Source organism: Nocardia iowensis, assembly GCF_019222765.1.
Classification (GTDB): domain Bacteria; phylum Actinomycetota; class Actinomycetes; order Mycobacteriales; family Mycobacteriaceae; genus Nocardia; species Nocardia iowensis.
Genome location: NZ_CP078145.1, coordinates 3628150 through 3644376, shown reverse-complemented (window position 1 = coordinate 3644376; position 16227 = coordinate 3628150). Strand labels below are relative to the sequence as shown.

The 16227-nt window shown below is 61.6% G+C and carries 21 protein-coding genes; 9 read left to right on the top strand and 12 right to left on the bottom strand.

All coding sequences use genetic code 11. The features are described from left to right. The first annotated feature begins 57 nt into the window (after positions 1-57). The 6 genes from KV110_RS16820 to KV110_RS16795 all read left to right on the top strand — a co-directional run bounded on the left by KV110_RS16820 (position 58) and on the right by KV110_RS16795 (position 5843). On the top strand, positions 58-852 hold the full coding sequence (locus tag KV110_RS16820; RefSeq protein ID WP_218477161.1) for a GntR family transcriptional regulator: 795 nt from the start codon (positions 58-60) through the stop codon (positions 850-852). A 1-nt stretch (position 853) separates the two neighbouring features. Then, complete coding sequence (locus tag KV110_RS16815; protein WP_218477159.1) at positions 854-1663, top strand: glycosyltransferase; 810 nt, start codon at positions 854-856, stop codon at positions 1661-1663. 5 nt (positions 1664-1668) lie between these two features. Beyond that, positions 1669-1980, top strand: coding sequence for a hypothetical protein (locus KV110_RS16810; RefSeq protein WP_218477157.1), 312 nt, complete (start codon positions 1669-1671; stop codon positions 1978-1980). A gap of 1237 nt (positions 1981-3217) precedes the next feature. Then, complete coding sequence (locus tag KV110_RS16805) at positions 3218-3448, top strand: hypothetical protein (RefSeq protein ID WP_218477156.1); 231 nt, start codon at positions 3218-3220, stop codon at positions 3446-3448. 114 nt (positions 3449-3562) lie between these two features. Next, positions 3563-4405, top strand: a complete 843-nt coding sequence (locus KV110_RS16800; RefSeq protein ID WP_218477155.1) for a hypothetical protein — start codon at positions 3563-3565, stop codon at positions 4403-4405. 52 nt (positions 4406-4457) lie between these two features. Continuing rightward, positions 4458-5843: a YecA family protein gene (locus KV110_RS16795; protein WP_218477154.1), complete on the top strand. Its 1386-nt coding sequence runs from the start codon at positions 4458-4460 to the stop codon at positions 5841-5843. A gap of 172 nt (positions 5844-6015) precedes the next feature. On the opposite strand, the gene KV110_RS42060 is transcribed toward KV110_RS16795, so the two are convergent. From KV110_RS42060 to KV110_RS41795, 3 genes are all read right to left on the bottom strand, one after another. Next, complete coding sequence (locus KV110_RS42060) at positions 6016-6840, bottom strand: Shedu anti-phage system protein SduA domain-containing protein (protein ID WP_357941899.1); 825 nt, start codon at positions 6838-6840, stop codon at positions 6016-6018. A gap of 305 nt (positions 6841-7145) precedes the next feature. Next, a complete protein-coding gene (locus KV110_RS16785; RefSeq protein ID WP_218477152.1) occupies positions 7146-8069 on the bottom strand; it encodes a protein NO VEIN domain-containing protein in 924 nt (307 codons plus the stop codon). A 56-nt stretch (positions 8070-8125) separates the two neighbouring features. Continuing rightward, positions 8126-8419: an MrcB family domain-containing protein gene (locus KV110_RS41795; RefSeq protein WP_281427769.1), complete on the bottom strand. Its 294-nt coding sequence runs from the start codon at positions 8417-8419 to the stop codon at positions 8126-8128. 579 nt (positions 8420-8998) lie between these two features. On the opposite strand from KV110_RS41795, the gene KV110_RS16775 reads away from it, so the two are divergent. Both KV110_RS16775 and KV110_RS16770 read left to right on the top strand, forming a co-directional pair. Then, positions 8999-9277, top strand: coding sequence for a type II toxin-antitoxin system RelE/ParE family toxin (locus tag KV110_RS16775; RefSeq protein ID WP_218477149.1), 279 nt, complete (start codon positions 8999-9001; stop codon positions 9275-9277). An 11-nt stretch (positions 9278-9288) separates the two neighbouring features. Beyond that, a complete protein-coding gene (locus KV110_RS16770; protein WP_246634590.1) occupies positions 9289-9597 on the top strand; it encodes a HigA family addiction module antitoxin in 309 nt (102 codons plus the stop codon). Positions 9598-10133: 536 nt separating this feature from the next. Here KV110_RS16770 and KV110_RS16765 read toward each other — a convergent pair. Continuing rightward, entirely contained in the window at positions 10134-10307 is a 174-nt protein-coding gene (locus tag KV110_RS16765; protein ID WP_218477147.1) for a site-specific integrase, read from the bottom strand. A 159-nt stretch (positions 10308-10466) separates the two neighbouring features. Between KV110_RS16765 and KV110_RS16760 the strand changes: the two genes are divergently transcribed. After that, positions 10467-10628: a hypothetical protein gene (locus KV110_RS16760; protein WP_218477145.1), complete on the top strand. Its 162-nt coding sequence runs from the start codon at positions 10467-10469 to the stop codon at positions 10626-10628. 542 nt (positions 10629-11170) lie between these two features. Here KV110_RS16760 and KV110_RS16755 read toward each other — a convergent pair. The 8 genes from KV110_RS16755 to KV110_RS16720 all read right to left on the bottom strand — a co-directional run bounded on the left by KV110_RS16755 (position 11171) and on the right by KV110_RS16720 (position 16218). Beyond that, complete coding sequence (locus tag KV110_RS16755; protein ID WP_218477142.1) at positions 11171-11641, bottom strand: hypothetical protein; 471 nt, start codon at positions 11639-11641, stop codon at positions 11171-11173. A gap of 531 nt (positions 11642-12172) precedes the next feature. Beyond that, positions 12173-12940: a ThuA domain-containing protein gene (locus tag KV110_RS16750; protein WP_218477140.1), complete on the bottom strand. Its 768-nt coding sequence runs from the start codon at positions 12938-12940 to the stop codon at positions 12173-12175. Positions 12941-12997: 57 nt separating this feature from the next. Beyond that, on the bottom strand, positions 12998-13762 hold the full coding sequence (locus KV110_RS16745) for an SDR family NAD(P)-dependent oxidoreductase (protein ID WP_218477139.1): 765 nt from the start codon (positions 13760-13762) through the stop codon (positions 12998-13000). Between the two features lie 55 nt (positions 13763-13817). Next, entirely contained in the window at positions 13818-14048 is a 231-nt protein-coding gene (locus KV110_RS16740; RefSeq protein WP_218477138.1) for a biotin/lipoyl-containing protein, read from the bottom strand. A 10-nt stretch (positions 14049-14058) separates the two neighbouring features. Continuing rightward, on the bottom strand, positions 14059-14262 hold the full coding sequence (locus KV110_RS16735) for a ferredoxin (RefSeq protein WP_218477137.1): 204 nt from the start codon (positions 14260-14262) through the stop codon (positions 14059-14061). 14 nt (positions 14263-14276) lie between these two features. Next, a complete protein-coding gene (locus KV110_RS16730) occupies positions 14277-15425 on the bottom strand; it encodes a thiolase family protein (RefSeq protein WP_218477136.1) in 1149 nt (382 codons plus the stop codon). Continuing rightward, positions 15425-15853, bottom strand: a complete 429-nt coding sequence (locus KV110_RS16725; RefSeq protein WP_218477135.1) for a Zn-ribbon domain-containing OB-fold protein — start codon at positions 15851-15853, stop codon at positions 15425-15427. The genes KV110_RS16730 and KV110_RS16725 overlap by 1 nt, the downstream gene beginning before the upstream one ends. Continuing rightward, a complete protein-coding gene (locus KV110_RS16720) occupies positions 15850-16218 on the bottom strand; it encodes a 2Fe-2S iron-sulfur cluster-binding protein (RefSeq protein WP_218477134.1) in 369 nt (122 codons plus the stop codon). The genes KV110_RS16725 and KV110_RS16720 overlap by 4 nt, the downstream gene beginning before the upstream one ends. Positions 16219-16227 lie beyond the last annotated feature (9 nt).

Here is a 16227-nt window from a genome sequence, read left to right as displayed (position 1 = left end):
TCAAGACCTCATGAGGACATAAGATGAACCCGTCATCCTCAAGAGGAAGGGATTACATTGCCCGCAAAGTACGAGCTAATCGCCAACGAGATCAGGCGCCGGATCAGTGCGGGTGAGCTACAGGCAGGCGACCGCGTCCCCGGAGAGACAGTTCTAACTGAGGAGTTCAGGGTCAGTGTGCCGACAGTCCGGCAGGCGCTTGCAGTATTGCGTCATGAGGGTCTGATCGAGGCTAAGCACGGTGTTGGGACTTACGTTCGAACCCCGCGCATCAAGATCCGACGAACCGATGAGCGGTACCAGTGGGAGAAGAACCGCGTGCGAGAGCCTGAGTCGGTCCGTCGCTCAACGGGTGCGACCGAGCACGACACCGGCCTCAAGATGCCAGAACTCGCGTTCAGTGCTCACTACAGCACAACCGAAGCAACTGACGAACTAGCTGATGCTTTCGCAGTTCCCGTAGGCACGAAGCTGTTGCAGCGCGACTACCGTACCCAGTACCGCAGCGAGAGTTGGCCATTCGGCCTCGTTCGCTCATATCTCGTATACGAGATCGCCGAGGCAAACCCGGAGCTCCTTGACGATGCGAACGAGCCGTGGCCTGGCGGCACGCAGCATCAGCTGTCCACTATTGGGATAGAGCTGGCATGCATCAGGGAAGAAGTCCAGGCACGAACGCCCACTGTTCGCGAGTCCGAGGAGCTTGGGCTTCCCACGACGGGTGTGGCAGTCTTCGACCTACGAAAGTTCTCGATCGACACGACGGGTCGCGTCGTCGAGGTGTCCGACGTCGTCCTCCCGGGCGACCGTACAGAGTTGGTGTACACGACCAAACTAAGCCGATGGAGCTGACGTGGATCGACTTATTTCAGTCATAACACCGGTTCATAACCCCGATCCGGAGCATCTCAAGGCGGCCTGTGACTCTGTCACTACGCAGGACCTGCCGGCCGGATGGTCGCTTGAGTGGGTAATTCAAGAGGACGGCGACAGTGGCATCGCTGAAGAGATCCTCCGAGGTGTCGACGACCGAATCGTGTTCCGGACCGGCCGCAAGGGCGGCGTCGCGCTAACCAGAAATCTCGCACTAGCCAACTCTCGTGGCGAACTGGTCAAGAATCTGGACGCTGACGACGTCCTGACTCCCGGCGTTCTGGTCCGGGATATCACGAACCTACTCTCTCCGGAGAACAGCGAGGTCGGCTGGACCACTTCCCGCCTGCTTGACCTGCTGCCCGACGGAACGACCGTCGGGTTCGACAATGATCCACCGCACGGAAAGCTCGTCCCCGGTGCAGTCCTCGACCACTGGCGTACACATAACTTCCGGCTACCCGTTCACCCGACCACGATCTGCATTCGCCGCCCATTGGTGACCGCGCTCGGCGGCTGGATGGGCGTACCGGGTTCCGACGACACCGGAGTCCTGATAGCAGCGAGCATCGTGTCGGCCGGATTTTTCGATAGCGAAGTCGGGTTGTTGTACCGGAAATGGCCAGGACAAGAGACTGCTAAGGCGGATCACAAACACCCCGACGAGTGGCGTGCGCGAATGAGTCTCATCGACGAACGAGCGAACGCCCTACTGCAACTGCGCCAGAGCTTTCCACTGCGTTTCGGTCCTGGTCAGGACTTCGCGAATCCCAGCGCGCGCCCCCACTAATCCCGATGGTCAGCTTCCCGCAGAAGACCTGGTGGGAGAAGCAGATCTCGTTCGGGGTGGCCTTCACCTGTCACGGCACCCTGGACTCCGAGATCTTTTCGGGCTGCGTCATGGAAGTCGTTGATCGCCCGGAAGACAGCACGGGACCGATCAAGGTAGTCCTGCCGACCGCCGGGAACCTGCCCATCAGCGATCCAAACGATATGGCTTGCAGCGGCATTCAGTTCGTGTGCAGCCTCGACAACGTCATCGCCGCCGAGCAGCATCACGCGCTCGAATGCTCGATCGCGTGTCCGGATTGCCTCCTCCATCTCTGAGTGGAGCCCGTCCCCGGCCTCGCCGACCAGGCCACGCCCCTCTACGCGGTGTGCGTACAACCGTCCCGCGGCAAAGATCGTCGCCCGAATTTTGTCGACGAAACCCTCGTACGCCTCGAGCTTCTTCCCATCCCATCGAGTGAGTAGTTCATGCCGATTCCGCTGCCGCGACATCATGTAGGTGGTCAGATGCGACATCAACGCACCCAACAGCACAGCGGCGATTGTGACTAGCTGCTCCATCAAGTTCTACTCCCCCAAGACTCCACCCGCCCGTTCCCGACCTGACTACACACCCACAAGCCCACTTGCGCGTTCGCCTGGTCGCAAACGCGCAGTGCTGCAAGACGATTAAGTGGAAAGGCTACTTGCCCGAACGATAGGCCGTGGCCTTTCCGCTCCGATCGCGGCCATCGGCTGCCCTGTACTCGTCGGAGCAAGCAGCCCGATTCCTTCGTTGTGGTTCCCAGACCCTTTGGGCACCATCGCGGTTCGCGCTGCATGCTTAATGACCGCTGGAACGTGCGCGCTTACAACCACCACTGTCTCACCCGACTTGCCTCCCGTACTGAGCGCGCCCGGCCGCGCGAACACGTCACCGTAGGTGGCGCAGCTTTAGACGTAACTGACCCACCTGGCGCAACCCCGCTCGAAACCCTCCTTTGTGGTCGCTTGTCGAACCGGGGCGTTCGCACGTGACCTCGACCACGGCACTGAGCGCGTCCTAACGCGCGAACACGCCGCCGTAGGCGGCGCACCCAACGCGCCCAGCTCTCCCGACGCACACGTCCGCACCTAAGCCGCCCTTGTGGTCTCCCCCTCTGTGGTCTCTCTCCTCTTCTCCACTGCTTCCTGGTACTCCTCGCTCCCAACTGTCTTGATGATGGCTTCTGCTCGTCTGGCCCCAACTCTCTGCTGCGAAGCGGTAGAGAGTTGGGGCCAGACGAGCAGAAGCCATCCGCCGAAGGCGCAGGTCAGAGCGTCGGTTGATGCGATTCTGATGCGACTGGGAATCGCATCAGGACCGCGTCAACGCGGCTACCTTCAGGCGTGCGCCGATAGCGTGTCTCGTTGGCTCGGGCCTCTATCCCCGGACAATTGGGCACAGACGTTGACCGAATGCGTTGTCGAGTAAGGTTTGTCGAAGGGGCCGAAACGAATCCCCTCCGCTGTGTCGACGTTGTCTACGGGCTCACACATCGACAGTGATGTCGGAGGTTAGGTCTACCGTGCGGGCATGGAATTCATCTCTCACACAGAGGCCGCCGAGAAGCTGGCCGACGAGGCGTACGCGGCGCTGCGGGCGGCTCAAGCTGCGGCATCCGGGCCGAAGAACGCATTTGCCAGCATGGGAGGCGATGCGAACGTAGCCGAGGTGGTGCGTTGGGCGAAGGTGCGCGCGCTGCAAGCCCAGGCTCAGATCCACGCCACGCTTGCGATCAAAGACCACATGCCCGATAGCCTCTAGCTGATCGGCTTCTCTGGGGTTTGCCGTCCAGGCATCGGGCCTGTGATTCGCGGCGGTCGTTGATATTGCGCAAACAGCGCTCGTCACGGATCCCGCAGTGGGAGACTCGAACGTATGGTGTTCGCTGCGCATGTGCTGAAGGTGATGATCTCTTCGCCTGGCGACACCGCCGATGAGGTTCAGGCGGTGATAGCTGCCCTGCACGGATGGAACAGTTCGCGAGCCGAAAGTGCTGAAACCGTTTTGTTGCCTCGGTTTTGGAAGGCCGATGCGGTACCGCAGCTAGGGACTTCCAGCGGACAGGGCGTAATCAATTCCCAGTTGTTGGATGAGGCCGATATCGTCATCGCATTATTCGACGCTCGGCTCGGCCAAGAGACCGACAGCGCAGTGTCGGGTACAGCCGAAGAGATTGAGCGCGCTTCAGCTGCTGGAAAGCCGGTCCACGTATGGTTCTCGGACGAGCCCGTTGACCGCAGAAAGATCGATATCACCGAACTCGGACGACTGCAAAGCTTCCGAGAAGAACTGCAATCCAGAGGGCTGCTCGGCGTCTACACCGACTTATCTGACCTGGCATACCGGGTGCGCGATGCAGTAGAGAGTGACATCAGCCGATTCGGCCTCGGCGCTCCGTCGGTTGTCCGCAAAGGCGAGCACGCACTGCCGCGGCTTCGTGTCGAAAGGGATGTCGATTATCGCGGAAAGTCTCAAGTCTCAGTGATCCTTGAGAACAAGAGCGAGACTGTGACAGCCAAGGACCTGAGTCTGGATCTAGGTCCGTGGGAACATGCGGTGTATCGCGAGAGTCATGACCCATTTGATTTGCCCCCTCTCCAATCACTTCGATGGACCGCGGGGTTTGACATGGGAATGCCAACTCAGATCACTGCAACGATCACCTGGACTGAAGACAGCGCGCCCCAGTCTGTCGACCTACCGGTGACCTCACGTTGACGCGATCTCCAACCCCCAAAGAGCTTCGACCTAACTGACCGCCCGGCTCGTCGTGGCGCTGCAGGCCTCGGTGAAGGACGATACGTCGTTTGAGCCAAAACCCGTTGGCCTACGGCGTCAGGTGAGCAAGGATGAAGAAGTGATCTCCGACTCAAGTTCAACCAGCAGGGCCAGCGGCTCACACGGCCAAAAGGTGGAAATCCGAGTGCGTCACATTGCTGCAATGCTGGGCGTGCCGGAGTTCGTTTATGGCCAACCATTAGTACATAAGGGAGCGGCCGTACGCGAAGTCGGTGACGGCATTCTACTGTGTGGAGTATCAGGCGCAATAATCCAGGTGAAATCGAGGTCAAGAAATGAGGGGAGGATTGATTCGCCAGAACAAGCAAATCGTTGGATACTTAAGCACATTGAACGCGCGGTACGCCAAGGTCGAGGATCCAAGCGGACGATTGAGGCGCACCGTAGAGCTGGCAATCCACTGGCAGTAACTCCTGTCCGCGCTATGACGATTAGCGCTTCTACAAGATTCGACTCAGAAGTACTGCTCACCGAAGACTGCACTCATTGGCCGACCATAGTCGTCGTAGACCATCCCAAGAATCCTCAGGTCAATGTTCCCGAGTATCCGGATGCATTCTGCATATCACTGAACGACTGGCGCAGATTGAATGAACATCTACGCTCCATTAACTTTCTGCTACGGTATATATTGACCGCCCTGAGTGGCCGTCCCGCTAAGGATGTACGGATAGGCTGCGAGGCAGAACGCTACTCTTCATTCATCGCCACCGAGGCAAAGCATCTTTCAGAAGAAATAGGCACCGAGCGGGCGAGCGCATTCGGGATTTTGCCGGATATGAAAGCCGTGTCCATCTACAGAGATCTCATCGAGAGCACGTGGGGTCCTAACGACGAATCTCTTGGACTTCCAATCGGTGATTACACCGATATCTTAGACTTCTTGGACGACGTTCCAGTGGCAGTTCAGTCATATACAGGCTACTGGCTGATCTATCAGCGCGAACAGCTACTGGGACTACGGCGACGCGTTTCAGGACTAACGATCATTGTCAATAGACCTCTGATCTATATGGTCGATTTCTTTGATAACTGTCCAAACAAGAAAGAATGGCTCGCCATGCTATGGGGCCTCACTGCAGTCCGCAGCATGGAGTGGAGGTCGTATAAAAAGGAAGAGTCGAACACTCTTGGCGTAGGCGTTCGCGTCATGAACGACGGTAGCGAAGAGTATTCTTTTATTCTGATACGCCCTGGAATATCATTGCCTGACAGTTTAGTGCGACAAACTCAATGGATATTCGGCGAGATGGATGCCAGGCTCCTTCAAGCTCGACAACCCAGAGTTGGACGAAACGAGCGCTGCCCGTGCGGATCGCAGAAGAAGTTCAAGCGATGTCATGGCGCTATCAGGTGAGGCGCCAACTGGATACCAGGGCAAACGATGACACCCCGGGTCATGCACTCAAGAACATGCAATGCGCGCATTGTACGCGACGTGCGGAAATGATCATGCCCCAGCTTGGGGGTCAGCTCGAACAATCAACCCACACAATCACCCAAAGCTGCAGCTTCCAGCCCGCCTTGCCTCACTCGTATTCCAGCGAGAATCCGGCTGTCCCTGCCCGCACTTGTTCATCCCACCACCGGAAACGTTCGACTAAAAACGCGCGACGGTCCGCGCTGAAATGCGGACTCCGCAGGACTGCCTCATCCTTGCGAAGTACGGAACCCCACATTTTGGCCAGATCGGCATTGATTCTGACCGTGGGCGGGATGGAGACCGCTACAAAATTCCCCTCTTCACCTTTTACGCAGATCGAATTTCGGGCAGATTCTAAAGGCCGCAGCCGATCGAATGACATTGCTATTACGTCGCCAGTTACACCCGCTGCTCGACGCGCTGACCCCCGAGAGCTTCGCATAGCATCTTGCCTGCGCCCATAGATGAGACACCACACAAATTCCAGTGGCCTGAATGCGCCGACATGTTTCCGAATGAATTCCGACTTGTTCCGCGGATCTTGAAAGTGCGCTTTCCAGTCCTCTATTTGTCCCCTAGCTTGGGTGTATTTTGCAGTCTGTTGTCCACTCTGGGTGAACCAAGGCTTCGCCGGACTCTCGATCTCAATCAGAACCACCCATTGCGTCTGGCTGTCCGTAGGCAACCACATGAAGTCGGGTATATAGTACCCGCTTCGCCCAGATCCAATTCGGGGTTTTGTGAATAGAGCCTCGCGGATGGGACCGGGCTCGCCATTTATCCAGTTAGCTCCACGAAAGGCATCGTGACCGGGGACCAAACACGGGTGATCCTCCAGAAATTTGTGAATCGTTTCCTCTGCACAGTCCGTAGCATTCAAAATGCTCTGCCACTCTAGTCCTACAATGTCGGCGTATTCGTCCCACCCCATTGCTTGCGGCCATGAGTCGTGTTCGGGGTCCAAGATCTCTCCGTCGTATGAGAATTCGAAATCAGCCCTGCCGCTGCACATCGAAGCCAGCGAGAAGTTCTGGGGCTTGGCCTAGCAAGTATCGCATCTAAATCACGCCATCGAACAGCGTTTGGGCAACTAACCGCAACTTTGTCGTGGTGTTCGCCGCCGATCGGTTGACCACGGAGGTCGACAACCACGTAACATCTCGCACGGCGCTGCATGCGGCGCTCGTCACTTAGCGGCTAACCTGCGAATCATTGCTAGTCCAGGTTCCATTCGAACTAGGCAGCAGCGCTGACTTCGGCCGGAGCTTCCGGTGTCGTGTTGAGGATCGGCAACCAGGGACCGGCGGGACCGTACCGCATTAACGAGGGATGAAGTTTCATCCTGCCAGGAGACGCCGTCGCATTGCGCGTCGGAATCGTCGGCTGTGCCGACGGGGTGGTGTAGCAGTAGAAGATTGGCCGCAGCATCGCTGTGTCGATCTGCCATGGCTGGTGGGCGATGACGGTTCCCCCGGACGCTATTGCCTGGCGCGGAGGGACCTGGTAGGTGTACTGAACCACTTCTAAGTCCTCGTCCGCCGGAGTCCAAGAGTCGAGAACGTACAGTTCCCCTCCCGTGCAGAGAACACCATCTTCCGTTGCGGTGACTTCAATACCGTGCACGATTGCCAGCACCGAGCCGCCGAACGAGCTAGCGTGTTTGACCTCTTCGCGGGTCAGGAACACCTGACATCCCGATGATGCCGTTCCCTTCACCTCGACGTGAAGCTCAAGGTCGTCCGACAGCCGACGGCACAGCAGATCGTATGGGCGATAACGACTTACGTCCTGCACATGCCACTCAGATCGGGGCAAGCTACCCGCGACGAACTCCATCGAGTAGTCCTCGATCGCCCTTCGGATCCTGCTGTCCTGCACGCGACGTTGCCAACCACGCGCAGCGGCTGGGACCAGAGCGCTTCCGATCGAATCCACCAACGCGCCCGCACGCAACTCTTCTGCTGATTCGTACACGCGAGATAGCAGTAGCACCATGCGCTCAAGGTCCGAGAGTAGGACCTCGTCCGGCGGGATCGCATCGCGCTGGTATCGGATCGCGTGTACGTTGCCGATCTCGTAGTTCCGAGCACGCTTTCGGGACTCGACTCCGACACGCATCGATTCCACATGTAGAGCGATGTCAGCTTCCAGCGAACCCACCAGCTCTCGGTCCCATGCAACGAACAGTCGGCGTGCGGACGCTGCCCGTTCCCGGATTACGCGTTCGTCAAGAATTGGACGCATGTCTCCGGCTCGAAACTCGCTGGTTCCCTGGTCAGGCTCAGGTACACCTCGGCGCCATCACCGGAGAACAGGTACACCAGGTAGTAGCCCTCCGTAGTCTTCGGCGAGTGGGTTCGGGAGAAGATCCGGACCCAGGCCACCGGCGCGAAGTTCGACTGTAGGCCGCCCGGTTGAACTTCCAGACGCCATGGGTAGTCGGCTGACGCCGATAACCACCCCTTGAGCGTCCACGCGGCCGATCGCAACGCCCTTGAACGCGCCTCCATCTCCGGCGGGGGCTGGTGTCGAAGTGCGCAGCCGCGGCAAGAACGGCGTTCAGGTCCTCGGAGAGGGTCACGAGATCTAGGTATCACATGCCCCCGACAACAACGCACGAAACGGTCGCACCTGGCAGCATGACCACTCCGACGCCGCCACCCAGCGGTTCCGGTCCATCTCGGTGGCGCATTGGGAGGACTCCGCCTCCTCTCAATGCCGAATTGTCTCCCTCCACTCGGCCGCGTCAAGGACTACCTCCGGTGTCCGCTACGCGGTGGCTTAGGGCAAAGTCGTGCTCTACATAGGGGGTAGTCCAACCATTTCAGACCTCCGAACTGGCCTGCCGCCCGAACTTGCCTCCCGCACTTAGCGCGCACAGTCGCGCGAACACGTCACCCTAGGCGACGCAGCTCAGGACGCAAATGACCCCGCCTGACCCCCGCGCGCCCAACCGTCTTCCTCCAGATCCAGCGAAGGCTCCGATGGGAACCCTTCGTCCCAGAACACGTGATGCGCAAGCCACCAAGTCATGTGTCGGTTAGGCGACAAGTCTGGGCAGCCATGACGCAGCGCGTTATAGTTGGTAGGTGATCCAGTCGTTCAAGGACGGGGAGGCACAGAAGCTCTGGACCGAGCGATCAGCACCGAAGCTAGGCCAGCTACAGACGGTTGCGCTTAGGAAGCTGACGATGCTCGATGCCGCCGCGCAGTTGAACGATTTGCGGGCGCCGCCTGCCAATAGGCTGGAAAAGCTCAGAGGTGATCGCGAGGGTCAGCACAGCATTCGCATCAACGACAAATGGCGGATCTGCTTCGCATGGGAAGCAGCCGGACCGCGCGACGTAGAGATCGTCGACTATCACTGAAGGGAGAGACCATGGCCCCCACGACACCACTGCCCCCGACCTCTCCTGGCGAAATTCTCTTGGAAGAGTTCATGAAGCCACTGGGGATCAGCCAGAACGCGCTTGCACGGGCGTTGGGCGTGTCGCCACGGCGGATCAACCAGATAGTGAATGGCAAGAGGGCCATCACTACGGGGACCGCGCTGCGGCTGGCCCGGTACTTCAGCACCACACCCGAGTTCTGGATCAACCTCCAGACGCGCTACGACTTGGTACTTGAGCGCGAAAACCTCGGAGACAAACTCAGCCGGATTGTGCCTCGCGAGCGAGTGAACTGTTAGCTGACTTCCTGTCAGTCGTCAAACAGCCCCACTGCCAGCCGCCGGAAGTGGACCATAAGGTCTTGTTTGCTTCCAGCGGAAGCGCATGAAACCGCTTGGTCTCCTAACTGCTGTTAGCGGCGGCGTCGTCCAACGTAAGCGGCAGCTGTTGCGGGGTACGCCGGCGACGGTTCAACCACGAATCAGTTCATCGGCACGACGGCCATAGTCGATAGACATGATCCGAAGGCTACGTGGGGCCACTGACAACTACAGATACGCTGTCCAACAGTCGATGTGACGCCATGTGCGCTGGTGATATCCGGGGCGGATCGCGGAGGTGTGACGGTAGGGCTTGGGGACCATCTGGGGACCACACGTCTCGCATGCCAGTGAACAGCACGAGGTCACGTAATTCCGAGGCGCGGTGCGAACCGTGCGTGAGGTGCGCAAATGCGTGGTTTCGAGTCCTGGGGGTCAGGTGGTCGCAGGTTCAAATCCTGTCAGCCCGACAGTAGAAACCCCTTCTGACCTCGGTCGGAGGGGTTTCGTCATTCTCACACCACCCGCAGAGCGGGACCAGAGCGGGACCGCAGGTGCTTGGACAGCTTGTCCCGGGCGTCGGTCAGCTCTCGATGATCGGGATGCAGATACTTCTCCGTCGTCCGACTGTCCGCGTGCCCGGCGATCTTCTGCAGCACGTGCAAGGGAACGCCCGCGTCGGCATCCATGTCAGCCCGGTATGGCGAAGGTCGTGCCGACGCAGGTACCCATAACCGAGTGCGCTCACGACCTCATCCCCGTGCGTCGCGTCACGGAGCACTCCCGTCGCGATCCGGCCACCACGCGGACCGCGGAACAGGCGCGCGTCCAGGTTGTCGCGTCCGATCATGTCGAGCCGCTTCAGCACGCACCAACGGCCGGACTTCCTCGATCAACGGCACGTACCGGACGCGGTTGCCCTTGTCCGCCAACCCGCCCGGCATCCGGACACTTCCCCGATCCGTGCGGCGGTGCACGCGGCGAAAGTCACCACGTCACCCCAGCCCTGATAATGATCTGCCGAACGTTGGACCAGCGCATCGGTCAACACCATCAACGCCGTCCAATTGGGCAGTGCCAGCGATCGAGGGTCTTCGAGCTCGTCCTCGATCTGCACGTACAGCTTCTGAACCGCGCACGTCGATCGGGTTCCTGTCGATCACCTCATCGCGCACGGCCTGTTTCATCACCCTCCCCCAAGCGGCAAGCGCATTCTGACCAGCGACTTGCTGTTTCCGTTCGTAACCCATTGCGCGACAGCACGATCAGCGACGCCCCCGGTGACCATGGTCAGCGGAAGATGCCCGACAACCGGCACAACCCGCAGACGCCAACCAGCGTCGTACAGGTCCAAGGTCTTGGGTTCAAGAGCGGCAGGGGCCCTACGGGCCGCCGCCGCGCTACGAACGCACCACGGCAATGGGGCTCCGCTGCGCTCCGCCCAACCGGAGCGTCGGCGCGTCGGCAACGGCCCGCACGGCCGAATCCCGCACTCATCCCCTTCGCTCACCTCGGCCAGCACCCGGATAGTCCAGTGCGGAGGCTTTCTCCACTACTCGGGAGAGATATGCAGGCCGTCTCGCTTCGCCCTCACGGTCACACCCGGCACCGGCTGCCCGCGATCAACAAACGATGCGGCCCAACCATCCGGGCCATCCAGCCAATGCAGCAACCAGGTCCCCGGATCCCTCGTATCCGCGACGACACCCGGCGAGCGCTGCGCGTCATGAAACGTGTAGCCCGGAAACGCCGCCCACACCGCCTGCAACACCTCGCCCGCCTGGTCCGCGGTCACCCGCCGATCCAAACTTGCGAGGAATGCGGCCTGCGCAACATTCATGTGCTGCGCCGACCTCCGCATCTCCTTCCACACCGCAATCACATGATCCGGATCCAAGTCTGGCCATGCCGAACCAATCGCCGCCACAAACGTGTCCCCCGCCGTCCGCAGCGCCTGCTCCGCCGCCTCATACACGCGGGCTGACAGCACGGCGTGTTCGATCCAACGATGTTGCTCACCCATGGCGGCAAACCTAGACGATCGGGGTGACACAGCGCTGTCGCGAGCCTCGGGCATCACCCAGCTCCGCACCAACCAAACCCGGCCTGGCCGCGGCTGCAGTCCATCGACTCCGAACGCTGTGCCCGCCAAGAACTCTGGGCAGCCGACACACCAGTAGCGAGCAGCAGCACGTCATCGACGTCGGCCAGCATTCGGGTAGCACTTTCGCCATGGGTGCGCCAGGCGAGGCTGTCGACGTAGAAGGCAGTCAACGCAGCGGCTCGGCCTCGCATGTCGGGAAGGCCCGCAGCCAGGTGAAGCGGTTCGGGTCGTCTTCATCGTAGAACTGACCGATGACGTGCTGCCGACGGCGTCCTGGCTGTCGACGAACTCGCGGTCGAACAAGGCGATGAAGTCCGCACGCCGGCCGGGCTCGGTGCGGTACTGCCGGAATTCGATCAACGAGTGTTCGTCCATCTTGTGCTGCGTAGGTCAACGAAAGTGGTTGTGTTCGAACAGATTCGAGAAGGCGAGCGCGCGGGCGTCGACCGTTCATGGTTGCTGGTCGGCGGCGTCGACGGCCCATTGCATACATCGGCGCAGGATGGTCCGGTACTCGGGAACCCGCCAGCTGCCTCGGTCGACTCGGCCCAGGTCGGCCACGCCGAGATCCTGTAGATCGAATCGGCCCCGGCAGTGCCCGAGCGTGAAGTAGCAGACCGTGCCTGCGCCGTGCTCTTTGAGATACAGCACGGGACGCGGTTCGTCGGCGCGGGCGTGCCCTTCTTCGAATCCTGGTGACTCGCCGACGAAGCGGGTGTGGGCGAGCACCCGCAGCGGCGGGTGCAGTTCGCTGATGTAGAGCTCGTCGGTGACCTCGAACGCCTCGATGCCGCGAAGGAACGGGTGGTCGGGTTCGGTCAACTCCACCCGGTAGGGTTCGATCGGCGGGTGGCCGAGAAACTGGCTGCCGAGCAGCTGCGGCAGTTCACCCAGAATGCGTGGTGTGGCAAACAGATTCGGCCCGATCGTCTCGATCGCAGCGTTGGTGCCGTGCAACGCCAGCCATCGGCCGCCGCGAGTGACGAACGCGCTCAGTGCCTTTCGCTGGCCTGGGGTGGGGATCGTGTTGCAGGTGTAGGTGATCAGAGTATGGGCGCTCGCGAGCGCCTCGATACACTCGTAGTCCTCGAATACCTGGGTTCGCACGCGGTCATGCTCGGCCAGTTCGGTGAGCAATCGTAATCGCGCGTAATCGAAGTCGTGCCAGTAGCCGCCGCACACCAGCACAACCTCGATACGGCCCGTAGGTTCGGACATGAGGTTCTTTCTCGTGAACTCACGCATCACCCCGTGCAGACGGCGCTGCGCGGCAGCTCAATAGTCGAAGCGGTGGGTGAATCCGCCGTCGATCACCAGGTTCGTGCCGGTGATATGCCCGGCTGCGGGTGAAGCCAGGTACGCGACGGCGCTGGCGACGTCCTCGGCGCTGGCCAGTTTGCCCAGAGCGGTGGCACCGATCGCGCCTTCGAACAGTGCCGGGATACCGGTGCGGATGTTGTCCCACACGCCGCCATCGAAGAACACCGGCCCGGGCGAGACGGCGTTGAGCCGGATCCGTTTCGGCCCCAGTTGCCGCGCCTGTGCGGACACATGTTGAAGCATGGCGGCCTTGACCGCGCCGAAGCTGTTGGCGGTGGGCAGGATTCCGGCTTCCAGCGCCGAGGTACTGGCGATGGCGACCACGGCGGCCGACTCGCTGCGTTCCAGGTGCGGGGTGGCGACTTCGATGAGGGTGACCAAGCTCATCAGGTCGGTGTGGAAGTTGTTCAGCCACGCGTCGGTGCCGTCACCGACCGAAGCCGAGGCGTTGGCGACAATGATGTCCAGCCCATCCAGCGCGGCAGCGGTGTCGTTGACGAAGGCGGTCAGCGCGGCGGTGTCGGCGACGTCGAGCGTCCGGTGGAAGACCGGCCCGCCCTGTTCGCCCAACTGACCGGCCACTTCGGCGAGAGCTTCGGCGCCGCGGGCGCAGATGCCCACCGCGGCGCCTTCGGCCGACAGGGTCCGTGCGATGGCCAGCCCGATGCCGCGGCTGGCGCCGGTGATGAGCGCGCGTTTGCCTTTGAGATTCAGGTCCATTGGTTCGCTCCCAGGTATTTGCGGTGCCAGCACACCGCTGTCCGAAGTGGGGTACTCAAGACTCGAGCACGCCGAGTGTGGTGCCAACGGGGTAATCGATGTCGGCCTCCGCGGCGCCGTAGCGCAGCACACCGTCACGGGGGGCCGGAATCTCGGTTTCGACCTTGTCGGTGCCCACCGAGTAGAGCGGTTCGCCCGCCGCAACGGCGCTTCCGTCCGGGACGAGCCACCCCATGAAGGTGCCCGCGGTCATCGAGACGTCGAGCTTGGGCATTTTGATGTCCAATTCGTTTCCTTTACTGGCTGTTTCGGGTGACGAGGCGCAGCGCCCGAGTGGGGCAGCCGGCCACTGCGGTCGCCGCCGCGGCGGCCAGTTCGGCCGGAATCTCGGTGCGCAAGATCTGCACGGTGCCGTCGTCGCCGACGGCGAAAAGATCCGCGGCGATCGATTCGCACACGCCGTGCCCCACACATAATTCGCGGTCAACGGCAACTTCCACGCTGTTCCTTTCGATCACCGGGTCAGGATGGTGCAGCCGCTCAGGCCGGGTGCTCCGTAGACGTGGGAGAAGGCGACCAGCGGGCGGACGGGCAGCTGACGTACGCCCGCGGTCCCGCGCAGTTGCAGCACGTTCTCGTGGATCTGGCGTAGTCCGGACGCGCCGATCGGTTCTCCGTTGGCCAGGCAGCCGCCGTCGGTGTTGACCGGCAGCGCTCCCTCGATCTCGGTGGCGCCGCGCTCGATCAGTTCGGTTTGCTCTCCGTGGGCGCATAACCCGGTCTCGGCCAGGTGAATCAGCTCCGCTCCGGCGTCGGTGTCCTGCAGTTGGGCCAGCTCCACTTCGTGCGGGCCGATTCCGGCCTGTTCGAACGCGGCGCGGGCCGCGTCGACTGAGGGGCTGTTTCCCCGGTCGATCGACAGCGACGGACTCAGCACCTCGAACGACCCGGGTCGCCGGGTGCGCACCGCCGTGGCAGCGATGTAGACCGGGTCGGGCCGCAATGACTTCGCCCGCTCGCCAGCGCAGAGTACGAGTGCGCAGGCCCCATCTCCTGGCGAGCACAGCATGTATTGGCGCAGTGGGTCGCTGAGCATCGGGGATCGGTCTATGTCGGCTTCGGACAGCGGTTTACGCCGCCATGCGTTCGGATTCTGTGCGCCATTGCGGAATGCTTTGGCGGCCACGGAGCTCAGCAGGCGCGTCGGCAGCGCGTGTTCATGCAGATACCGCTGGATCTTCAGGGCGAAGAACTGTGCGGTGACCGCTAGTCCGGTGCTGCCGTACCACTGGCCAAGGCCCAGCTGCTCGGGCTGGATCGCGAATGCGCCCCGCGGATGCGAATCGAATCCGACCACCAGCGCGAGTTCGGCGGCACCGGAGGTGATGGCGTGTACCGCCGCGCTGAGCGAACTGCTGCCGGTTGCGCATCCGTTGAACACGTTGAGGAACGGCACGCCGGTGAAGCCGAGTTCGGCGACCAGGGTGTCCGCGGAACCGCCGGACATGCTGCCGCCCACCGCGTACTCGATATCGGCCCAGGACACCTGGGCGTCGGCGAGTGCGCGCTGGATCGCGCGGACGGCTTCGCGGCGAACCGTGGTGTCCTGATATCGGCCGAACGGCGTGCAGCCGATGCCGATGATCGCAACCTCGTTCGGCATCAGCGTTCTCCCTCGATCACTGGGGCGAAGGCGAATGTTGCTGCCTGCGCGCCACAGTGGGTCGGCACTTCGAGGACCGTCAGCCGCATCGGCATACCGATTCGCAGGGCGGTCGCGTCCGCCTCGGTCAGCAAAGTTTCCACGATAACTTCTCCGGGCAGTTCGACGTAGCCGATCCCGAACGGCTCGAACGGCTCGGCTTGTGGCACATATGGCGGACTGGGCGGTGCGAAGCGCTGTATTGTCCAGCTCCACAGCGTGCCGTGTTCGGCCAGCGGCACCACGGCGACCTCGGCTCCGCCGCAGCGTCGGCACGAATCCTGAGCGGGGAAGTTGGTCTCGGCACAGGTTCGGCATCGGCAGCCGAGCAGCCGGGGCCTGCCCTCGTGCCATTCCATGATGTGTGGGTCGATCGGCTCGACGGTCATGGCAGGTCACCTCCTTCGGTGTTGTTGCGCGTTGCGGGGCGGACCCCGCGCTTGTGCACCACGACATCGCCGTGCACTACCGCCTGACAGGCCAGCCGGACCTGTCCGGCCCGCCGCCCCAGGGTGTTGGTGATCTCCCGAATAGCCTGCGCCTCAGCGGGTTCGGGCTCCGATAGGTGCTCGGGATTTTCGAGCACCTCGATGAAGCAGACGCGGCAGTCGCCCTTGCCGCCGCAGATGGTTGGCCATCGGTATCCCGCGGCGACCCCGGCCGACATGATGGCCTGGCCCGCACCGGCGGGGAATCTCGCGCCGGATGGTCGCACGGTTACCGTCGGCGGTTGGGCTGGCGTCGAGGCGTCCACAGTCGAATC